Annotated in this window: 17 protein-coding genes; 7 read left to right on the top strand and 10 right to left on the bottom strand. The window is 65.7% G+C overall.

All coding sequences use genetic code 11. From position 1 onward, the window contains the following. Positions 1-2 precede the first annotated feature (2 nt). The 9 genes from J8I26_RS07685 to J8I26_RS07645 form a co-directional block, all read right to left on the bottom strand. Positions 3-548 (bottom strand): CMD domain protein, encoded by a 546-nt coding sequence (locus J8I26_RS07685; RefSeq protein ID WP_209605759.1) that lies wholly within the window; start codon positions 546-548, stop codon positions 3-5. Next, entirely contained in the window at positions 545-1,876 is a 1,332-nt protein-coding gene (locus tag J8I26_RS07680) for an acyl-CoA thioester hydrolase/BAAT C-terminal domain-containing protein (RefSeq protein WP_209605757.1), read from the bottom strand. The genes J8I26_RS07685 and J8I26_RS07680 overlap by 4 nt, the downstream gene beginning before the upstream one ends. Positions 1,877-1,880: 4 nt before the next feature. Next, positions 1,881-3,467 (bottom strand): ABC transporter substrate-binding protein, encoded by a 1,587-nt coding sequence (locus J8I26_RS07675; RefSeq protein WP_209605755.1) that lies wholly within the window; start codon positions 3,465-3,467, stop codon positions 1,881-1,883. A 118-nt stretch (positions 3,468-3,585) separates the two neighbouring features. Then, positions 3,586-4,590 (bottom strand): oligopeptide/dipeptide ABC transporter ATP-binding protein, encoded by a 1,005-nt coding sequence (locus J8I26_RS07670; protein WP_209605753.1) that lies wholly within the window; start codon positions 4,588-4,590, stop codon positions 3,586-3,588. After that, positions 4,583-5,596, bottom strand: a complete 1,014-nt coding sequence (locus J8I26_RS07665; protein WP_209605751.1) for an ABC transporter ATP-binding protein — start codon at positions 5,594-5,596, stop codon at positions 4,583-4,585. The genes J8I26_RS07670 and J8I26_RS07665 overlap by 8 nt, the downstream gene beginning before the upstream one ends. Further along, positions 5,593-6,528, bottom strand: coding sequence for an ABC transporter permease (locus J8I26_RS07660; protein WP_209605841.1), 936 nt, complete (start codon positions 6,526-6,528; stop codon positions 5,593-5,595). Before J8I26_RS07660 ends, J8I26_RS07665 begins: the two co-directional genes overlap by 4 nt. Positions 6,529-6,545: 17 nt before the next feature. Then, positions 6,546-7,520, bottom strand: a complete 975-nt coding sequence (locus tag J8I26_RS07655; protein ID WP_209605749.1) for an ABC transporter permease — start codon at positions 7,518-7,520, stop codon at positions 6,546-6,548. Then, on the bottom strand, positions 7,517-8,983 hold the full coding sequence (locus J8I26_RS07650) for an NAD(P)/FAD-dependent oxidoreductase (RefSeq protein ID WP_209605747.1): 1,467 nt from the start codon (positions 8,981-8,983) through the stop codon (positions 7,517-7,519). The genes J8I26_RS07655 and J8I26_RS07650 overlap by 4 nt, the downstream gene beginning before the upstream one ends. A 182-nt stretch (positions 8,984-9,165) precedes the next feature. Further along, positions 9,166-10,110 carry a LysR family transcriptional regulator gene (locus J8I26_RS07645; protein ID WP_209605745.1) on the bottom strand — a complete coding sequence of 315 codons (945 nt, stop codon included), beginning with the start codon at positions 10,108-10,110 and terminating at the stop codon, positions 9,166-9,168. 360 nt (positions 10,111-10,470) lie between these two features. Between J8I26_RS07645 and J8I26_RS07640 the strand changes: the two genes are divergently transcribed. The 7 genes from J8I26_RS07640 (at position 10,471) to J8I26_RS07610 (ending at position 18,837) form a co-directional block, all read left to right on the top strand. Beyond that, a complete protein-coding gene (locus tag J8I26_RS07640) occupies positions 10,471-11,664 on the top strand; it encodes an aminotransferase class V-fold PLP-dependent enzyme (protein WP_209605743.1) in 1,194 nt (397 codons plus the stop codon). A 1,175-nt stretch (positions 11,665-12,839) separates the two neighbouring features. After that, positions 12,840-13,850 (top strand): ATP-binding cassette domain-containing protein, encoded by a 1,011-nt coding sequence (locus tag J8I26_RS07635; protein ID WP_209605741.1) that lies wholly within the window; start codon positions 12,840-12,842, stop codon positions 13,848-13,850. Beyond that, positions 13,847-14,533 (top strand): methionine ABC transporter permease, encoded by a 687-nt coding sequence (locus J8I26_RS07630; protein ID WP_209605739.1) that lies wholly within the window; start codon positions 13,847-13,849, stop codon positions 14,531-14,533. Before J8I26_RS07635 ends, J8I26_RS07630 begins: the two co-directional genes overlap by 4 nt. 51 nt (positions 14,534-14,584) lie before the next feature. Continuing rightward, positions 14,585-15,376, top strand: a complete 792-nt coding sequence (locus J8I26_RS07625; RefSeq protein ID WP_209605737.1) for a MetQ/NlpA family ABC transporter substrate-binding protein — start codon at positions 14,585-14,587, stop codon at positions 15,374-15,376. 291 nt (positions 15,377-15,667) lie between these two features. After that, the gene (locus tag J8I26_RS07620; protein ID WP_209605736.1) at positions 15,668-16,585 is read left to right on the top strand and encodes a LysR substrate-binding domain-containing protein; all 918 of its coding nucleotides are present in this window, start codon (positions 15,668-15,670) and stop codon (positions 16,583-16,585) included. 258 nt (positions 16,586-16,843) lie between these two features. Beyond that, entirely contained in the window at positions 16,844-17,827 is a 984-nt protein-coding gene (locus J8I26_RS07615) for a M14 family metallopeptidase (protein WP_209605734.1), read from the top strand. Positions 17,828-18,039: 212 nt separating this feature from the next. Beyond that, positions 18,040-18,837, top strand: a complete 798-nt coding sequence (locus tag J8I26_RS07610; protein ID WP_209605732.1) for a transporter substrate-binding domain-containing protein — start codon at positions 18,040-18,042, stop codon at positions 18,835-18,837. Between the two features lie 149 nt (positions 18,838-18,986). Here J8I26_RS07610 and J8I26_RS07605 read toward each other — a convergent pair whose 3' ends face one another. Then, a complete protein-coding gene (locus J8I26_RS07605; protein ID WP_209605730.1) occupies positions 18,987-20,627 on the bottom strand; it encodes a methyl-accepting chemotaxis protein in 1,641 nt (546 codons plus the stop codon). Between the last annotated feature and the right edge of the window lie 63 nt (positions 20,628-20,690).

Raw genomic sequence — 20,690 nt, 5'->3', positions numbered from 1 at the left:
GCTCAGTTGGCTGCGAGCGCAGACACGCCGGCCAGTTTCATTGCCTTCAGACCCGCGATCACGCGCAGCTGGTAGGACACAAACGCGATCAGTTGCGACAGCGCCACCACGGCCGGGGTGCTGATGCCGGCGGCCGGCAGTTTCTCGATGGCGGCCTTGTCGCCTTCCACCGGGCGCTTGGTCAGCGCGCGCGTGAACACCAGCATGGCGCGCACGCGGGTGTGCTGTGCGCCGTCCAGCTGTTCCGGCTCGCCCGATTCGGCGGCAGCCAGTTGCGCGGCGTCGGCCGCTGCGGCTTGGGCGCGCTCGCTGTAGTACTTGGCCAGGTCGGCGGCGCCGGCCAGGCGGCTGGCGTACAGCGCGACCAGCAGGCGCTCGTCCAGGCCGATGCCTTCCAGCGTCGGGTCGAACAGGGTGTCGAAGCTGCCTTGCGAGGCCACGGCGACTTTCTCGCGCTGGTGGCGCAGGGTGTGCAAGGGGCTGCCTGCGGCGATGCCGGACAGCTGGTCGATGACATCGCTATCGATGTCGTAGACGGGAGTGCTCATGTGTTTTCCTTTCGGAGCGAATGTTTGGAGACGGCATCGCGCAGGAACTGCTGCGCCTGCTGCCAGGAGTCGAGATCCGCGCGCGCATTAGCCGAGGGCTCGCCGCCGCCGGTGCTGATGCGGCCGGACACCGGATGGGCGTAGGTGGTCTGCGTGGTCGGCACGAACGGGAACAGGATGGAATGGCCGGCGTTGGCATAGTTCTTCCACAGCACCGGCCAGGCATGCTCCACCTCGGCCAGCTTGCTGCTGACCATGTCGCAATAGATGCTGGAGGGCCAGGAGCCGTCATCGGTGGCCGACAACAGCAGCACCGGGCCTTCGATGCGCTCGACCGGAATACGGGCGCGCGCCACCGCGTCTTCGTCTTCCAGCGCCGTCAGCATCGCCAGCTCGTGGCGGTGCGGCGACGGGCCTTCGTCGAAGGGCGCCCAGCTCGCGCTGCGGTTGTCTTGCCACTGGTGCGGCAGCGGCTGGCCGCGCAACAACCAGGTCGGGCCTTCGCGCCCCACCGCCGGGTCGGCCGCGTTCTGGCCGCTGTGCACCAGCGCGCTGGGCACGTAGGCCAGCACCGCCGAGACCTTCTGCGGGAAGGTCGCGCCCAACAACAGCACCAGCTCGCCGCCGCGCGACTGGCCGCTGATGGCGACGAAGTCGTGCAGCGGCTGTACTTCGGCGCGCAGCCAGTCGAGGCCGCGCTCGAAGTATTCCAGCGGGGTGTTGGAGATGTAGTCGGACAGGCCGGGCGCCTTGAAATACGCCAGCGCAAATGCGGCGTAACCGCGGGACGCATACAGTGCCGCGCGCGGCTCGTTGATGCCGCCGCCGGAGCCGTTGACGATCATCACCGCCGGGTGCGGTCCGGGCGTGGCCGGCAGGAACAGCGTGCCGACCAGGCCTTCTTCGCGCACCTCACGCCGCGTGACGCCGTCAGCGGCCAGGCGTTGCACCAGCTGCGCGCTGGCCGGCCGGCATTGCGTCAGCCCCAGCTCGGTCACCGCCGACACCGTCAGCGTGGTCGCCAGCGGCGCGGTGACATCGGGGTGGAAGTTGTCGCGCTTTCCTTTTTGCACCGGCTGCTGCGACCACAGCAAACCCATGGGGTCGATGCCGTGGTAATCGCCATCGACCGCCGGGCTCATGCTGAGGTCCACGCAACCGGTAGCGTCGGCGATGAAGCAGGCCGTGCTGCGCCACTCGGCGCCGTTGCGCACGGTGGACGAGGACACCCGCACCGGCTCTCCGGGGTGCGCGCCGCGCACCACGATGCGGCGCGGCACGTCGATCAGGTCGTCCTCCGGGGTGACGTCGATCGAGAAGTTTGGCATGGCCTTACTTCTTTTCCTGGGTGACCATCATGGCGGTGGTGCGGTCGCTGCTGATCGGCGTGACCTTCAGGCCCTTCTTGGCCGCCCAGATGTTCTGGTAGTGGTACAGCGGGATCACGCCGACGTCGTCGGACACCAGCTTGGCGGAATTGCGCAGGATGGCTTCACGCTTGGCGGCGTCGAACTCCGCAGTGGAGTCGGCCAGCGCCTTGTCCACGGCCGGGTTGCTGTAGTGGTTCCAGTTGGAGGCGCCGATGCCCTTCTTGGCGTCGACCGTGCCCAGCACGTTCACCAGCGCGTAGCTGGCTTCACCGGTGCCGTTGCCCCATGCCAGCACCGACACGGCGAACTCGTTCTTGTTGGCGCGCGAGGAGTACGAGGCCCACGGCAGCACTTCTACCTGGGTCTTGATGCCAATGCGGGTCCAGAACTGGGCCACTGCCTGCATGGTTTCAGGCGCTTGCGGGTAGCGGTCATTGGGCACGTGGATGGTCAGCTTGAAACCGTCCGGGAAGCCGGCTTCGGCCAGCAGCTTCTTGGCCTGGGTGGCATCGAAGGGGATGTTCTTGATCTCCGGGTTGTAGCCGAAGGTGTCGGAGGGCATCCACTGGTTGGCCTCGGTCGCCGCGCCCTGCAGGATGCGGTCGATCACGGCCTTGCGGTTGATCGCCAGCGACATGGCGCGACGCACGCGCACGTCCAGCAGCGGGTTCTTCTCCAGCTGCTTGCCGTTGTTGTCGGTGATGAACGGGCTCGGGCCCTGGTGGAAGCTCGGCTGGATCAGCAGCACGCGCAGGCCGTTGTACGGATAGACCTTGACGTTGGGCGACTGCTTCAGCTTGGCCAGGTCGGACACGGAGACCTTGTCGATCACGTCCACGTCGCCCGACAGCAGCGCGGCGGTGCGTGCCGGTCCGTTGTTGATGTAGCGGTAGTTGACCTTCTCCCACAGCGCCTTGCCGCCCCAGTACTCGTCGTTACGCTGCATCACCACGCGGTCGCCCGGGGTGTAGGAGACGAACTTGTACGGGCCGGTGCCGACCACGGCGGCGCCGCTGTTGTAGTTCTCGGTCTGCGACTTCTCACCCACGTGCTTGCTGACAATGTGCACCGAGGCCAGGTTCAGCGGCAGGTCCGGATTGGGAATGTTGGTCTTGATGACCAGGGTCAGCGGATCCTTGGCGGTGACCGACTCCACGGTGCGCAGGTAGCCGGCGAAGGTCGCCACGCTGCCCGGCACGGCGCGTGCGCGCTGGTAGGAGAAGATCACGTCGTCGGCGGTGAAGGGCTTGCCGTCCTGCCACTTCACGTTCGGGCGCAGCTTGAACTCCCAGGTCTTGGGGTCGATGTTCTTCCAGCTCACCGCCAGGCCCGGCACCAGCTTGTTGTAGTCGTTCTGCACCAGCAGGTCCCAGAAGTGCAGGTCCACCGAGCGGTCGCCGGCGTGGTTGTTCAACTGCGGATCCAGCGAGGACAGCGGATCGGCGAAGGCGATGTTGAGGTTCTGGGCATGCGCGGCGTCGGCGGCGGCGGCCAGCGCCACACCGGTCAGGGCGACCGCCAGCAGGCGGGTCAGGAGGGTTTTCTTCATATGCTGTTTCCTCTGTGTTGGTCAGGTTGAAAGCAATCGGGCGGTCTTGTCTGGTGCTCTTGTTCTTTACTTCGGTACTGCAAAAACGATGGGCTGGGTCCGCATGTTCAACTATCACTCAGCCGTCATTGAGATGACAGGCGCTCATGTGGCCTGGCGCGATTTCCCGCAGCGCCGGCTGCTCGTCGCGGCAACGCTGCGTGGCATACGGGCAGCGCGGGTTGAAATGGCAGCCGGTGGGCGGGTGCAGCGGGCTGGGAATCTCGCCCTTGATGGCGGTGAACTCCTTCTTGCGCGCCGACATGCGCGGCACCTCGGCCAGCAGCGCCTGGGTGTACGGGTGATTGGGGTGGCCGAACAGCTCGCCGACCGGTGCGCTCTCCACCACCCGGCCCAGATACATGATCACCACGCGGTCGGAGACATGCTCCACCACGCCCAGGTCATGGCTGATGAAGAGATAGGTCAGGCCCAGCTCTTCGCGCAGGTCCATGAACAGGTTCAGGATCTGCGCCTGGATCGACACATCCAGCGCCGCCACTGCCTCGTCGCACACCAGCATCTCGGGCTGCACCGCGAGCGCGCGGGCGATGCCGATACGCTGGCGTTGGCCGCCGGAAAACTGGTGCGGATACCGGTCGCGCAGCGCCGGGTCGAGGCCGGCGCGCAGCAGCTGGCGGCAGACGTAGTCGTCGAGGTCACCCTCGACCTTGCCGTTGACCTGGGCCGCCTCGCCGACGATCTGGTCGATGCGCAGGCGCGGGTTGAGGCTGGCGTAGGGATTCTGAAAAATCATCTGCACCTGCAGGCGCGCGGCGTCCTGCTCGGCGCTGGTCAATGCGGCGCGATCACGACCATTGACCAGCGCCTGGCCGTCGGACGGGTCCAGCAAACCGCAGGCGATGCGGCCCAGCGTGGACTTGCCGCAGCCGGATTCGCCGACCAGGCCGACCACCTCGCCGGGCATGACCTTCAGGTCGACATGATCGAGCGCGCGCGTGACGGCAGGCGGACGCGCCCAGCCGCGCTGCTGCAGCTGGCGGTCCAGCCAGCCCTGGCGGCGCTCGCCAAAGCGGCGACTGACGGCGCGGGTTTCAATAATCGGTGTCAGGGCCTTATCCATGGTGCGCCTTCAGTACGGTATGGCTGGCCTGCTGCGCCGGATGGAAGCAGCGCACCAGGTGGCCGGGCAGCGGCTCGGTGATGGCCGGCGCCGTCAGGCATTGCTGGCTGACCCGCTCGCAACGCGCGGCAAAGGCGCAGATCGGCGGCAGGTGCATGAGGTTGGGCGTCATGCCGGGAATCTGGCGCAGGCGCGCGCCGCGACGGTTGTTGCTGGGCAGGCTGCCGATCAGGCCTTGCGTGTAGGGGTGCAGCGGCGCATCGAGCACGGTGTCGACCGCGCCCTGCTCGACGATGCGACCGGCGTACATCACCGCCACTTCGTCGGCCAGGCCCGCCACCACCGACAGGTCGTGGGTGATCCAGATCAGCGCGGTGCCATGCTGGCGCGCCATCTTTTGCACCTCCGACAGGATCTGCGCCTGGATGGTGACGTCCAGCGCGGTGGTCGGCTCGTCGGCGATGATCAGGTCGGGCTTGTGCAGCATGGCGATGGCAATCGCCACGCGCTGGCGCATGCCGCCGGAGAGTTGGTGCGGATAGGCCTGCAGGCGCTCTTCCGGGCTGGCGATACCCATCATGCCCAGGGTGTCGCGCGCCAGTTCGCGCGCCTGCTGTTTGCTGACCTTGCTGTGCGCCAGCACGGCATCAACCATCTGCGCCTCGACCTTCAGGACCGGGTTCAGCGTCATCATCGGATCCTGGAAGATCATGGCGATGCGGTTGCCCTGCAGCTCGCGCAGCGAGGTCTTGTCCATCTTCACCAGGTCGCGGCCCTGGAACAGGATCTCGCCGCCGACGATGCGGCCCGGCGCGTCGACCATGCCGAGGATGGAGAAACCGGTCACGCTCTTGCCCGAGCCGGACTCGCCGACCAGGCCCAGGATGCGGCCGCGGCCGATCGACAGCGAGACGTCATCCACCGCCGGCAGCACGCCGTCGGGCGTGAAGAAATGGGTGCGCAGGTTGCGCACTTCCAATGTGGGAATGTTGTGGGGCGCGCTCATTTCTGCCACCTCGGGTTCAGGATGTCGCGCAGGCGGTCGCCCACCAGGTTGATCGCCACGATCACCACCAGGAGGGTGATGCCGGGATAGAAGCTGATCCAGTATTCGCCCGAGAGCATGTACTGGTAGCCGTTGGAGATCAGCAGGCCCAGCGAAGGCTCGGTGATGGGCACGCCCAGGCCGAGGAAGGACAGCGTCGCCTCCAGCGTGATGGCGCGCGCCACCTGCAGCGTGCCGATCACGATCAGCGGCGGCAGGCAATTGGGCAGGATGTGGCGCACCATGATGCGCCACGACGACAGGTTCAGGCCGCGCGCGGCTTCCACGTATTCCTTTTGCCGCTCGACCAGCGCCTGGCCGCGCGCGGTGCGGGCGTAATAGGCCCACTCCAGCACCACCAGCGTGATCATCACGTTGAAGATGCCCTTGCCCACATAGGCCAGGATCAGCATCGCCACCAGGATCGACGGGAACGACAGCACCAGGTCGGCCAGGCGCATCAGCACTGTATCGACCTTGCCGCCGACGTAAGCAGCCAGCAGGCCAACCAGCGTGCCGATCACGCCGGCGATCAAGGCCGAGCCGACGCCGATGCCCACGCTGATGCGCAGGCCGTAGAGGATGGCCGAGACCAGGTCGCGGCCCTGGCCGTCGGTGCCCAGCCAGTAGGTAAAGGTGCCGGCGCCGTTGGCCGTGCCGGGATACAGGCGCGCGTCCAGCACGTCCAGCTGCATCAGGTCGTAGGGATTCTGCGGCGTGATCCAGGGCGCGGCGATGGCGCCCACGATCAGCAGCAGCACGATGGCCAGGCCCAGCATGGCGGACTTGGAGGCGATGAAGTGACGCACCACGCGGCGCCACGGCGACTCGCGGCGCGGCGCGTGGAAGGCCGACAGTTCGGCCACGCGCGCCCTCACCTGCTCCTGAGTCATGATCGGCTCCTGCGCGCTCATGCCTTGGCCTCCACCCGCACGCGCGGATCCAGGATCTTGTAGAGCACGTCCACCACCAGGTTGATGGTGACGAACATGCATACGATCACCATCAGGTAGGCCACGATCACCGGGCGGTCCAGCGCATTAATGCTGTCCAGGATCAGCTTGCCGGCGCCGGGCCAGGCGAAGATGCTCTCGGTCACCACCGCAAACGCGATGGTGGAGCCGAACTCCAGGCCGACCACGGTCACCAGCGGGATCAGAGTATTGCGCAGCACATACATCAGCACCACGCGCGAGGACGACAGGCCCTTGGCGCGCGCGAACTTGACGAAGTCCATCGGCAGCACCTCGCGCACGTTGGCGCGGGTCAGGCGGATCACCAGTGAGATCTTGAACAGCGACAGGTTCACCGCCGGCAGGATCATGTGGCGCCAGCCGTCAGCGGTGAGCCACGACCACTGGATGCCGAACAGCTCGGCCGTCTGGCCGCGCCCGCCCGAAGGCAGCCAGCCCAGCGAGACCGAAAAGGCCATGATCAGCATCAGGCCGATCCAGAAGGTCGGCAGCGAGAAGCCGAGAATGCTGCCGGTCATCACCAGGCGCGAGAACGGATGGTCAGGCTTCAGGCCGGCGAACAGGCCCAGCAGAATACCCACCAGCAGCGCCAGGATCAGCGCGGCGAAGGCCAGCTCAAGAGTCGCCGGCAGGCGCTGGAAGATCAGCAGGATGGCCGGCGAGTTGTAGACGAAGCTGTTGCCCAGGTTGCCGTGCAGCGCGCCGTTGAGGAAGGCCAGGTACTGCATCCAGACCGGCTGGTCCAGGCCCAGCTCCTTGATGATGCGCAGGCGGTCGACCTGGTCGACGTCCTGGCCGATCAGGATGTCGACCGGGTTGCCGATGAGGTGCAGGCCGAAGAAGACGATCACCGTCATCAACAGCACCACCATCAGCGCCTGCAACACGCTTTTCGTAATCGCCATGCTCATCCGGGCAGCTCCGGCAGGGCCCACTCGGCGGGCGTCCATTCGTCGCCGACCAGCTCGGGTTCTTCGTAGGCTTCGATATTGCGGTAGTGATACTCGACGTCCTCGCCGTACAGCAGCGAGGCGATGCCTTGGGCCAGGCGATAGGCGCCGTCGCTGATGGCGGGAATGTCGCCGGAGACGGTACCGTGGCTGGCGGTGGCGGGATAGCAGAAGCAGTGTACGCGTTCCAGGCCGGGCAAGGCGCCGGCGGTCTTTTGCTGGAACTCGAACACCGGGCCGAGGTAAGGCATGTCGCGCAGCTCGGCATCCTCTTCACCGGCGGGCGGCGTGTAGCGGTCGCCCCAGGACAGGATGTGCGGGGCGATGGCGGCGAACTCGGCGCGCGCGCCCCAGTTGACCTGGAAGCCGGTGGAGAAGAACAGGAAGTCCAGCTCCAGCGGGCCGCGGTTGGTCTGCAGCAACAGCGCGCCGTCATCCTTGATGCTGACGCTGTTGATCGAGGTGCCCAGCAGGAAACGCGCATTGTCGAAACGCGACACGCGGCGCGTGCTGCCCGACGGCGGCGGCACCTGCTGGATGTTGACGTAATGGCGGATGCGCCACTTCCAGGCGTCCGGCAGGTGCTGGTGGCCGTTGACCAAGCCCGGGCTGCCGGAACCCTTGCCCTTGTTGATGCGCGGCAGCTCCTTGCGGCGGATCAGCAGGTCGACGCGGGCGGCGCCCTGCTCCAGCGCGGTGGCCGCGCTGTCCATGGCCGACGAGCCGCCGCCGACCACGCCCACGCGCTTGCCCTTCAGTTGCGCGTAATCATAGACGTCGGAGGAATGCGCCCAGCGATCACGCGGCAGTTGCTCCACCAGCGGCGGCAGATAGGCGCCGCCCAGGCCGTCACGACCGGTGGCCAGCACCACGCGGCGCGCCAGCACGGTGGATTCGCCCTGGGGCGATTGCAGCTTCAGCTCGACCACGCCGTCGGCGCGCGGCAGCACGGCCAGCACGCGGTGTTCGTTGCGCACGTCCAGCTGCATCACGCGGCGGAACCAGCGCAGGTAATCCATCCATTGCAGGCGCGGGATCTTGTCCAGCGCGTCCCACGCGGCCAGCCCGAACTGCGCCTCGAACCAAGCGCGGAAGGTCAGCGTGGAAAAGCCCAGTGCCGGGCCGGTCAGGGTCTTGGGCGAGCGCAGCGTTTCCATGCGCGCGGTGGTGGCCCAGGGGCCTTCGAAGTCCTTGGGCGACTGGTCGTAGATGACGTTGGGGATGCCCAGGTGCGACAGCGCAACCGAGGCGGCCATGCCGGCCTGGCCGCCGCCGATGATGGCGACGTCGATCACCGGCGCGCCGTCGCGCTCGACTTTCGGCGTCCACGACTTGCCGGGCAGCGCCAGCCATTCCAGGTCCTGGCGCAGGCGCGCTTCCAGCGCGTCCAGTCCGATCGCGCCCGTGGTGTCGGTATTGAGCATCTCGCCCCTTCAATGCATGAAAGAGACGCCGCGGCCCGCATCGCTGCGCGGCCACCGCTGTCTCTTGTTGGTTATTCGTTGGCGCTTCTACTGCTATGTATTACTGCCCGGCTATTACTGCCCGGCGGCGCTTACCCGGCGCACCCGCCGTGCTTCATTTCCCTGCCGCTCCGATTCGGCCGTCACAGCAAATCGTCGTGCTCGGCCGCATCGCGCTTGACGAAGCCGTGCAGGATGTTGCGCGCCGAGCTTTCCACGGCGTCGATCAACGCGCGCGTGATGCCTTCCACCGGCTTGCCGAACGGCGTCACCACGCCGAAGTAAAACGGAATATCGACCGCCAGCTTCTTCACCACCAGTCCCTCGATGGGCATGCCCAACGCCGTGATCGGCTCCACCAGCGCCACGCCCAGACCGGCCTGCGCGGCCATGATGGCGTTGAACGAAGTGTTGGTGTCGATCGCCACATCCAGCGGCTGGTCGCCTTTGTCGTCCCTCAGCGCGGTCTCGATGCGCTGGCGCAGGCGATAGCGGTTGGACATGGTGATCACGCGTTCGCAGCGCAGCGCGGCGCGGGTGATCTTGTCCTTCCTGGCCAGCGGATGATCCGCGCGCAGCACGGCCACGCACGGCGCTTCGCCGATCCAGTGCAGCTCCAGCCCGCGATGCGCCACCGGCAGGCTGGTCAGGCCCAGGCTGACGGTACGGTGCAGCACCGCATGCACCACCTGCTCGGCCGATGCGCTGCGCAGGTGAATGTGCTCGGGAAACTCGATCCCGCTCTGCGCCACCTGCTGCAAGGCCGCTGGCGCGATGGTCGAGGCCAGCGCGGGCGTGGCCACCAGGTGCACCGGCTGCGCTTCTTCGCGTCCGATCTCGGCGGCGCGCTCGCGGATGCTGCGCAGGCCGACCAGCGAGCGCTCGACTTCCTCATACAAGAGGAAGGCCTTGCCGGTCGGCGTGACGCGCGGGCCGTTGCGGTCGAACAGCGCGTAGCCCAGCTCCGCCTCGAGATCGCCGATGGCCTTGCTGATGGCTGGCTGCGAACGCCCCAGGCTACGCCCGGCGCCGGTCACGCTGCCTATCGTCATCACCGCGGCGAACGCCTCGAGCTGGTTCAAATCCATGAAATATTCCGGAGATCCTGAAGAATCCTTGATCCGGATCCTTGCATATGATTTTCGGATTATAGGTTTGTATTTATTCTATTTCAGTATAATAATTTTGTATAAGCTAATGCTGGATGTTCGGGTCGACCGGGAATTGGCCCGATTCCACGCTAGGCTTGCGTTTGCGCCATCGGCCGCGAGGCCGGGCGGGAGCGCCGCTTCATCGCAGGCAAGCACGCCCCGCCAGCCCCGTTCGGTTTTATAGGCAAGCTGAATTCATATATAGAAATGAATTTAAGTTCGTTTTCCGAATAAGAGACGCGGCGTAATGTAGAACCGTAAAACCGTTTTTGCAGCATTTTCTGGATTCGCCCCGTCATGACCGCCCCACCGCCTTATCCCTGTCGACCGCCTGCCGGCCTCACGTTCCCCATCTATCTGGATTACGGCGCCACCACGCCGGTCGACCCGCGCGTAGCCAAGGTGATGTGCGACTTTCTCACCGACAAGTTCGGCAACGCCGCCAGCAGCTCCCACTCCTTCGGCTGGGAAGCGCGCCGTGCGGTGGACAAGGCGCGCGCGCAGGTGGCCGGCCTGGTCGGCGCGCAGGCGGCGGAAATCGTCTGGACCTCGGGCGCGACCGAATCCAACAACCTGGCCCTGAAAGGCACCGCCTACGCGCTGCGCGCCCAGGGTCGCGGCAAGCACCTGATCACGGTCGCCACCGAGCACAAGGCCGTGCTCGACACCATGGACACGCTGGAACGCGCCGGCTTCGACGTCACCTACCTGACGCCCGGCGCCGACGGCCTGATCACACCCGAGCAGTTCCGCGCCGCGCTGCGCCAGGACACCATCCTGGCCTCGGTGATGTATGTGAACAACGAGATCGGCGTGATCCAGCCGATCGCAGAATTGGGCGAGATCTGCGCCGAGCGCGGCATCGTGTTCCACGTCGACGCCGTGCAGGCGGCCGGCAAGATCGCCATCGACCTGAAGCAGCTGAAGGTCGACCTGATGTCGTTTTCCGCCCACAAGGCCTACGGCCCCAAGGGCATCGGCGCGCTGTACGTGCGCCACAATCCCGCACTCAAGCTGGAAGCCCAGATCGACGGCGGCGGTCATGAAAACGGCATGCGCTCCGGCACCCTGGCCACGCACCAGATCGTAGGCATGGGCGAAGCCTTCGCCCTCGCCGGCGAACTGCTCGCCGCCGAAAGCCAGCGCATCCGCACCCTGCGCGACCGTCTGTGGAGCGGCATCGCCGCCTTGCCCGGCGTGCAACTGAACGGCTGCGCCGTCAACCGCGTCCCGCACAACCTCAACGTCAGCTTCCCGCCCACGCGCTACGGCACGCTAGGCGGCCAGCTGCTGGGCATCGCCGTCTCCGCCGGCTCGGCCTGTAATTCAGCGGCAGCGGCGCCGTCCTTCGTCCTCCTCGCCATCGGCCGCTCCCCCGACGTCGCCCGCAACGCCGTACGCTTCTCACTCGGCCGCGACACCACCGAAGCCGAGATCGACTATGTGGTCGCGACGGTGACGCAGGTGCTGGCGCTGGAAACGGTTCAGTAAGTATTCCTCCTCTTCTTCAGCGCCATTGGGCGCTGAACGACAACGACGCCATGTCCCTGCGTTTGCAGGGATGATGGGTTGCATCCGATCGCCTGCTGGCCGTTCCGCGCGTCATAGGGCTGGCCTGCGTCTCGCTTTTCCTTGATGCGTGAAAAATGACACTAGGTCCCTGCTTTCGCAGGGACGACGGGTTAACTAAGTTGGGGAGTCTGTGCTTCGACGCGCGGGATGCGAAGGTCGACACCCTGATCGCTCCTCGGTTACGTGCGACGAACGACGCTGGATCCCGGCCTTCGCCGGGATGACGGGTTAATTGAGATAGCGGGTCTATGGCCAGACGTGGGAGTGCGGCGGTCGGCCTCCTGAGCGCCCTTCGGTGACGCGCGACGAACGACGCTGGGTCCCTGCTTTCGCAGGGACGACGGATTACAGAAGATAGCGAGCCAACATATCGAAGCCGCAGGCGAGCTCCAATCCCGATGCCGAAGGCGAGGCGGATGGCATTTCCCCTTGTGGGCCAGCCGGCGGAGCGTGGTGAAAAATGGATCAGCAAGGCAAGCGGAGCGCAGCGACTTTGCCTTGCCCATTTTTCAGCTCGCTCCGACGGGTACCCCGAAAGGGGCTGGCACTTAGGGGCCGCCTTCTTTTGCTTACTTTTCTTGGCGGAGCAAGAAAAGTGAGCGGCTGCCGGGCCGCCCCCGGCGCTCCGTTCGGACCGGAGAAAGAAAAGCACAAAGCCAGTACATCTGCATGCAGCAAGGCCAGACTACCCACCGCACCAAGCAAGCACCGGTGAAGCCCAACAAACGACACTGGATCCCTGCTTTCGCAGGGACGACGGACTCAATGGATGGCGAGACTGCCTTGACGATGACTGATGAAGCTTGATGCAGCCTGGGGATCACCGTCGACGCCGAAGAAGCGCAATGAACGGCACTGGATCCCGGCCTTCGGCAGGATGACGGTGGTATTGGCCGGCTCATCAGCAACGTCACTCCGCCCCAACATCCCGTCCCACACCGGCCGCGTCCCCTAAAAAAACCATCCCCTCTCAATGTCAAAACAACAACTACCCCATCCTTAATCGTTTTTCCTCATAAGCAAAAAACTAATAAGAACTTCCCGGCCAAATAACCAAAAGTTAGACTCACTCATCAAATCAACACCCCGCAACCGTGATCCGCATCGAGCACCTCCACAAGAGCTACCAAGCCAACAAGCGCGACATCATCGCCCTGCAAGACATCACCCTGGACATCTCCCAGGGCGAAATCTTCGGCATCATCGGCCGCTCCGGCGCCGGCAAGAGCACGCTGATCCGAACCCTCAACCTGCTTGAGCGTCCCGACAGCGGCCGCATTCTGATCGACGGAAACGACATCACCCAGCTCGGCCATGATGGCCTGCTGGAGCTGCGTCAGCGCATCGGCATGGTGTTCCAGCACTTCAACCTGTTGAACGCCAAGACCGTCGCCCAGAACATCGACTGGCCGCTCAAAATCACCGGCCGCTACACCCGCGAACAACGCGCGCAACGTGTGGATGAGCTGCTGCAGCTGGTCGGCCTGGAAGCGCATCGCGACCAATACCCGTCGCAACTGTCCGGCGGCCAGAAGCAGCGCGTGGGCATTGCCCGTGCGCTGGCCAATACGCCGCGCCTGTTGCTGTGCGACGAGGCTACCTCCTCGCTCGACCCGGAAACTACGCAGTCCATCCTGCGCCTGCTGCTGGAGATCAACCGCAAGCTGGGCCTGACCATCGTCCTGATCACCCACGAGATGGATGTGATCCGCAGCATCTGCGACCGCGTCGCGGTGCTGGACGCCGGCGCCGTGGTCGAGCACGGCAAGGTGGTCGACATCTTCCTGCGCCCGCGCCATCAGGTCACGCGCGCGCTGCTGGCCGAGAGCCATGCCTGGGACGAGAGCGGCAGCTTCTATGAGCGCCGCGCCGACGGCAAGCTGGTGCGCCTGACCTACGCCGGCGAACTGGCGGCGCAACCCATCCTGTCGCAGCTGACCGCCTCCACCGCAGCGCTGGCGACCATCGTGCAAGGCACGGTCTCGCGCATCAAGGACACGCCCTACGGGCAATTGCTGGTGGAGTTTTCCGGCGGCGAGGCGGCGGTGGCGCAAGTGCTGGAGCGCCTGCGCGATTCCGCGATCGAACATGAGGTGCTGGCATGAGCGCACTGATCGACGTGCTGCAAGCCTCGCTGTCGCAGATCGACTGGAGCGAAGTCTGGGACGCCACGCTGGAAACCCTGGCCATGACCGGCGGCTCACTGTTCTTCACCATCCTGCTGGGGCTGCCGCTGGGCATCCTGCTGTTCCTGACCAACCGCCGCCAGCTGCTGGAGCAGCGCGGCCTCTATCTGGTGCTGTCGCTACTGGTGAACGTGCTGCGCTCGGTGCCCTTCCTGATCCTGCTGATCGTGCTGATCCCGTTCACGCTGTGGCTGGTCGGCACCTCGCTGGGTGTGACCGGCGCGATCCCGCCGCTGGTCATCGGCACCGCGCCGTTCTTCGCCCGCCTGACCGAAAGCGTGCTGCGCGAAATCGACCGCGGCGTGATCGAGGCCTGTACCGCCATGGGCGCGCGCCGGCGCCAGATCATCTTCGGCGCGCTGCTGCCGGAAGCCCTGCCCGGGCTCTTGGCCGCGGTGACCATCACCGCCATCACGCTGATGTCGTACGCCGCCATGTCGGGCGTGATCGGCGGCGGCGGCCTGGGCGACCTGGCCATCCGCTACGGCTACCAGCGCTTCCAGACCGAGGTGATGGTGGTGACCGTGGCCATCCTGGTGGTGCTGGTGCAGCTGCTGCAGTACTTCGGCGACCGCCTGGTGCTGCGCTTTACCCGCAAGTAATTTTTCAACGAAAACAGACGTTCAATCCCACAACAAGACTGGAGCAAACACATGTCCCGCAAACTGATCTCCCCCCTGCTCGCCGGCGCCGCACTGGCGTTTTCCATCGGTGCGCACGCTGCCGACAAGCTGGTGATCGCCGCCACCCCGGTGCCGCACGCCGAAATCCTGGAACACATCAAGCCGGCCCTGGCCAAGGAAGGCATCGACCTGCAGATCAAGGTCTTCACCGACTACGTGCAGCCGGCCGCGCAGACCAACGAGAAGCAGGTTGACGGTAACTTCTTTGCCCACCAGCCGTACATCGACCAGTTCAAGAAGGCCCACAAGAACGACGTTGAAGTGTCCGTGACCAAGGTCCACGTCGAGCCCTTCGCCGCCTATTCGCAGAAGTACAAGAAGATCGCCGACATCCCCAACGGCGCTACCATCGCGATCCCCAACGATCCGTCCAACTCCGGCCGCGCCCTGCTGCTGCTGGCCCGCAACGGCCTGATCAAGCTGAAGGACAGCGCCAGCATCTCGGCCACCCAGAAGGACATCACCGAGAACCCGAAGAAGCTGAAGTTCCGCGCCCTGGAAGCGGCCACCCTGCCGCGCGTGCTGAACCAGGTCGACGTTGCCTTGATCAACACCAACTACGCGCTGGAAGCCAAGCTGAACCCGGTCAAGGACTCGCTGTTCATCGAAGACGCGAATTCGCCCTATGCCAACCTGCTGGTGGCGCGCGAAGACAACAAGGACAGCGCCGCCATCAAGAAGCTGGCCGCCGCGCTGAATTCGCCTGACGTGAAGAAGTTCATCGAAGAGAAGTACCAGGGCGCCATCGTCCCGGCGTTCTGAGACTGACCACCTCCCTGCAGCACGGGCCGGCCGCCTGAACAACGGCCGCAGAAGCGCGCGAAGCGCCCAGCCGGTGCATTTCACTGCGGGCCACGGAGCAATCCGTGGCCCTTTTTCTTTGCCCGTCCGAGGCGTGCGCCAGCCCGCGCGGCCCGGCCTGCCCGGCGTGACCGCCGTTTGGCGCTACAATCGCGCTCCAATGCAGGACGGTCCGTGCTTTGGAACAGGTCTTGCTCCTTCGGCACCGACTCACCCGCGCGCGCCTGCGCGCATCAGGCAAAGGAACCGCAAGTGCATCTCGTCTGGCTGGAAGATTTCATCGAACTGGCGCGTACGCGCAGCTTTTCGCGCGCGGCTGAAAACCGTTTCGTCACTCACCCCGCCTTCGGCCGCCGCATCAAGGCGCTGGAGCAATGGGTGGGCGCGGAGCTGGTCACGCGCTCGCAGCCGGTGACGCTCACGCGCGCCGGCAAGCTGTTCCTGGACGCCGCGCACAACTCGGTCGACGTGCTCTACGCAGCGCGCGCGCAATTGCAAGAAGCGCCGGCCGAGAGCGAAAACGTACTGCGCCTGGCCACCGGCCGCACGCTGTCGCAGACCTTCTTCCCCGACTGGTACGAAGGCGTGAAGCAGCATTGCGGCAGCTTCCCCGTCTCGGTCACCACCGGCGGCGCGCAGGACGTGATCATGAAACTGGCCGCCGGCGAGGCCGACATCCTGCTGATCTACTCCAGCCCCGCCACGCGCATGCTGATCGACCACCAGCGTTATGAGTCGCAGACCATCGCGCATGAACTGCTGCTGCCGGTGTCGGCCCCCGACAAGCGCGGCAAGCCGCTGTACCGGCTGGAGACCGGCTCCGGCGCGCGCGTCGGCGTCACGCCCTGGCTGGCCTTCTCGCAGACGCTGACGCTGCGCGGCGTGCTGGCCAAGCACCTGGCCGAGCTGGAGCACAAGCCGGCGCTGAAGATGGTCTACCAGGCCGACTCCTACGAGGCGATACAGGAGATGGCGGTGCGCGGCACCGGCGTGGCCTGGCTGCCGCAGCGGCTGGTGCACAAGGACCTGGCCGAGGGTCGCCTGCTGGTGGCCGGCGAACAGAACCTGCGCATCCGGTTCGATGTCTCGCTGTATCGCGTGCGCGGCAGCACGAATGCACTGGTCAACGCGATCTGGGACTACGCCGAGGCAGCCGCCGGCGACAACTGAACGCCGCAATCTTCATCGGCTTCCACGCAAATCGCACACGCATCGCACACGTATCCCACACACATTCCCACTCCGCGGGATCCCATTGCGAGCAGGCACGCTCTTGGTGAGAACACGCCCCAAGTTCGCGCGCCGTCGCCGCGCGTGCCCACATCGCGGGCATGCTGAAAGCAAACGGCACAGGCCTGTGCCGAAACGGCACGGGATCGCATGACGCCCTGCCTATACTCGTTGGCGATCGTCACAACGAAAGCATGCATGAAGACCCTGGAGCAGATCCGCGCGGCGCTGCCGCAATACCCCGTAGAAGTGCAATTCCCCGACATCGACCGCTGGCGCTTCGGCAATACCGGCGTCGACTTCGTCCACACCTTCGACAGCCACATCGACGGCCCGCACGTGATGATCCTGGCGCTGATGCACGGCAATGAAGTCAGCGGCGCCATCGCCGTCGACCGCCTGCTCAAACAAGGCCTGCATCCGATCAAGGGCCGCGTCACGCTGGGCTTCGGCAACGTCACCGCCTACGCCCGTTTCAACCCCCAGGACGCCGATGCCTCGCGCTACATCGACGAAGACATGAACCGCGTCTGGACCGCCGCGCGACTGGATGGTGACGAGGACTCCAGCGAGCTGCGCCGCGCGCGCGAACTGCGTCCCGTCATCGATACGGTGGACTTCATGCTGGACCTGCACTCGATGCACGAAGCAGCGCCGCCGCTGATCGTCAGCGGCCCGCTGGACAAGGGCATGGAGTTCGCCGCGCGCCTGGGCACGCCGCAACACGTGGTGGTCGACAAGGGGCATCCCAACGGCGTGCGCATGCGCGACTACGCCGGCTTCGGCGACCCGGCCAGCGCAAAGAATGCGCTGCTGGTGGAGTGCGGCCAGCACTTCTCGGCCGCCAGCGAACGCGTGGCGCAAGACGTGGCGGCGCGCTTCCTGCTGGCCGCCGGCGTGGTCGAAGAGGCCGACGTCGCCGCGCTGCTACAACCCGGCGAGCTGCCGGCGCAACGCTTCATCGGCGTCACCGAGCCGGTGGTGGCGCAAGGCATGGCGCTGGAATTTGCCGACGACTATCGCGGCATGGAAGTCATCGCCAAGGCTGGCACGGTCATTGCAAATGAAAATGGGCGCGCGATCACCACACCCTATGACGACTGCACCCTGGTCATGCCCTCCTTGCGGCATATCGGGCCGGGCGTCACCGTGGTAAGGCTGGGACGATCGATCGCACGCTGACAGAAGAGACCCATCTCTCACAGGCGGCGCGCCAGACGCCGCACCACCCGCGGCGGCATGCAAGCCAGCCGATACCGCGGCGCGGTCGGACAGGACGCATCCCTGTCGCGATCTGCACGAATGGGCGACACCGGCCACCGGCCGGCGTCGCAACATCAGGAAACCGGAAGTCCACCGACCATGACATGGGCTTCCACTTTCAAGGGGAAATTATGAAGTTTGCAAAACCTGTGCTCGCCGCTTCCTTCGGCCTGCTGTCCATGATCGCCATCAATGCCCACGCCGACGCGCTGGCCGACATCCAGAAGTCGGGCGTGCTGAAGATCGCCGTGCCGCAAGACTTTGCGCCGTTCGGTTCGGTCAACGCCGACCTGCAACTGCAAGGCCTGGATATCGACGTGGCCAAGCTGATCGCGCAGAAGATGGGCGTGAAGGTGCAACTGGTGCCGGTGGCCAGCGCCAACCGCATCGCCTACCTGCAGACGCACAAGGCCGACCTGGTGATCTCCACCCTGGGCAAGAACGCCGAGCGCGAAAAGGTGATCGACTTCTCGCAAGCCTACGCGCCGTACAACAACAGCGTGTTCGGCGTGGCCAGCGTCAAGGTCGCCAATGCCGCCGACCTGGCCGGCAAGACCGTGGGCGTGGCCCGCGGCACCTTCCAGGACATCCAGCTGACCGACACCGCGCCCAAGAGCACCACCATCAAGCGCTATGAAGACAACAACGCCATGATCTCGGCCTATGTCTCGGGCCAGGTGCAACTGGTGGGCACCGGTGACTTCGTCGCCTACGCGCTGGGTGAAAAGGCGCCGGACAACAAGCCGGTGCTGAAGTACATCATCAACGAGTCGAGCTGCAGCGTCGGCCTGAACAAGGGCGAACCGGCCCTGCTGGCCAAGGTCAACGAAGTGATCACTGCCGCCAAGAAGAGCGGCGAGATCAACGGCATCGTCAAGAAATGGCTCAACGTGCCGCTGCCGCAAAAGATGGCGACCACCTTCCAGTGATGCAGTGAGGCCCGCCTGATGCGAATCGGGCGCGCATGAAAAACGGCGGACATGGTCCGCCGTTTTTTTTGCCCGGTACGCGCCGTCGAAACAGCGCGCACCACCGATCGCAGGCGTGATCGGTCCAGCGCCTGCGGCGCGACCGATCCTCAGGCCTGAAGCAGCGCACGCTTGCGCGAGAACAGCGGCAGCCGTCGCGCGGGTTTCTCTTGCGCCTCCAGCACCAGCTCGCCGCCGGATTTGCCGTCGACATTGAAGACGCTGACCAGCTGCGTCAGGTTGCCGGCCTGGCCGCGCATGGAGGCGGCGGCCGCCGCCGCCTGCTCCACCAGGGCCGCGTTCTGCTGGGTCACGTCGTCCAGCTGCGAGATGGCGTCGTTGACCTGCTGAATCCCCTCGGTCTGCTCGGCGCTGGCCACGCTGATTTCGTTGACGATGGCGTTCACGTGCTGCACGCTTTCCACCACCCGGCTCATGGTCGCCCCGGCCTGCTCCACCAGCGCGCTGCCGGCGCCGACCTTCTGCACCGAGTCGTCGATCAGCTGCTTGATCTCCTTGGCGGCCGCCGCCGAACGCTGCGCCAGCGAGCGCACCTCGGAGGCCACCACCGCAAAACCGCGCCCCTGCTCACCGGCGCGCGCCGCCTCCACTGCCGCGTTGAGCGCCAGGATATTGGTCTGGAAGGCGATGCCGTCAATCACGCTGATGATGTCGACGATCTTGCGCGAGGAGCCGTTGATCTCGTCCATCGTCGCCACCACGCGGCCGACCACCGCCCCGCCCTCGCTGGCGATACCGGAGGCGGACGCCGCCAGGCGGCTGGCCTCATGGGCATTGTCGGCGTTGGTGCGCACGGTGGAGATCAGCTCTTCCATGGCCGAGGCGGTTTCCTCCAGCGCGCCGGCCTGCTGCTCGGTGCGCGCGGACAGATCCTGGTTGCCTTCGGCGATCTCCCCGGAGGCGGTGGCGATGGCATCGGTCCCCTGGCGCACGCGAGTGACGATGTCGCGCAGGCGGGCGTTCATGTCTTGCAGGGCGCTCAACAGTTGCCCCACCTCATCGCGCGAGCCGATCTTGATCTGCGCGCTCAGGTCCCCCTCCGCCACCCGGCGCGACAAGGCCACGGCCTGCTTGAGCGGGCGCACGATGCCGCGCGTGAGCAGCCAGGCGCACAGCACGCCGAACACCAGCGCCGCCGCCTCCAGCGCCATCAACAGGATGCGGCTCTGGCGGGCCAGCTGCTCGATGTTGTGCGAGGCATCGTCGATCTCGCTCTGCTCGGCCTTCTGCAGCTTTTGCATGGCGCCCTGGTACTTGCGCGAGAGCGGCATGAACTCCTGGATCAGCACGCTGTTGGCGCCGTCCTGGTCGCCGGTGGACTTCATGTCCAGCATCTTCAGGTAGACCGCCTTGTAGTCCTTCTGCATGCCTTCGATCTGGGCATACAGCGACTTTTCCTCGTCGGTGTCGAACAGCGTCACCAGCTCCTTCTGCAGGTCGGCGCTCTCCTTGGTCGAGGCCAGTTCCTCGTTGAGGAAGAAGTTGTTCAGCGTCGGGTCGGTGCTGCGCGACATGGCGATGGTGCGCAGGATGGCCGCCCGCAGGTTACCGTACCAAGCCGAGATCAGGCGCTCCTTGCGCACCGACTGGGTAACCATCTCATGCGTCACGTCCGACACCACCTGCAGGCGCCACACGCCGATGGCCATGATCAGGACCGACAGCGCCAGCACGACCGAGAACCCGATCGCCAGACGGCTGCCTATCTTCATGCTGTGAAAAACCTTCATTTATGCTCCCCTTGTTTTGTCCATGGTGCGACGGGCGATGCTGCCGACAGGCTGGCATCGCGC

The sequence above is a fragment of the Herbaspirillum sp. LeCh32-8 genome, assembly GCF_017814915.1.
Classification (GTDB): domain Bacteria; phylum Pseudomonadota; class Gammaproteobacteria; order Burkholderiales; family Burkholderiaceae_D; genus Herbaspirillum.
This window is presented reverse-complemented; position numbering and strand designations above follow the sequence as displayed.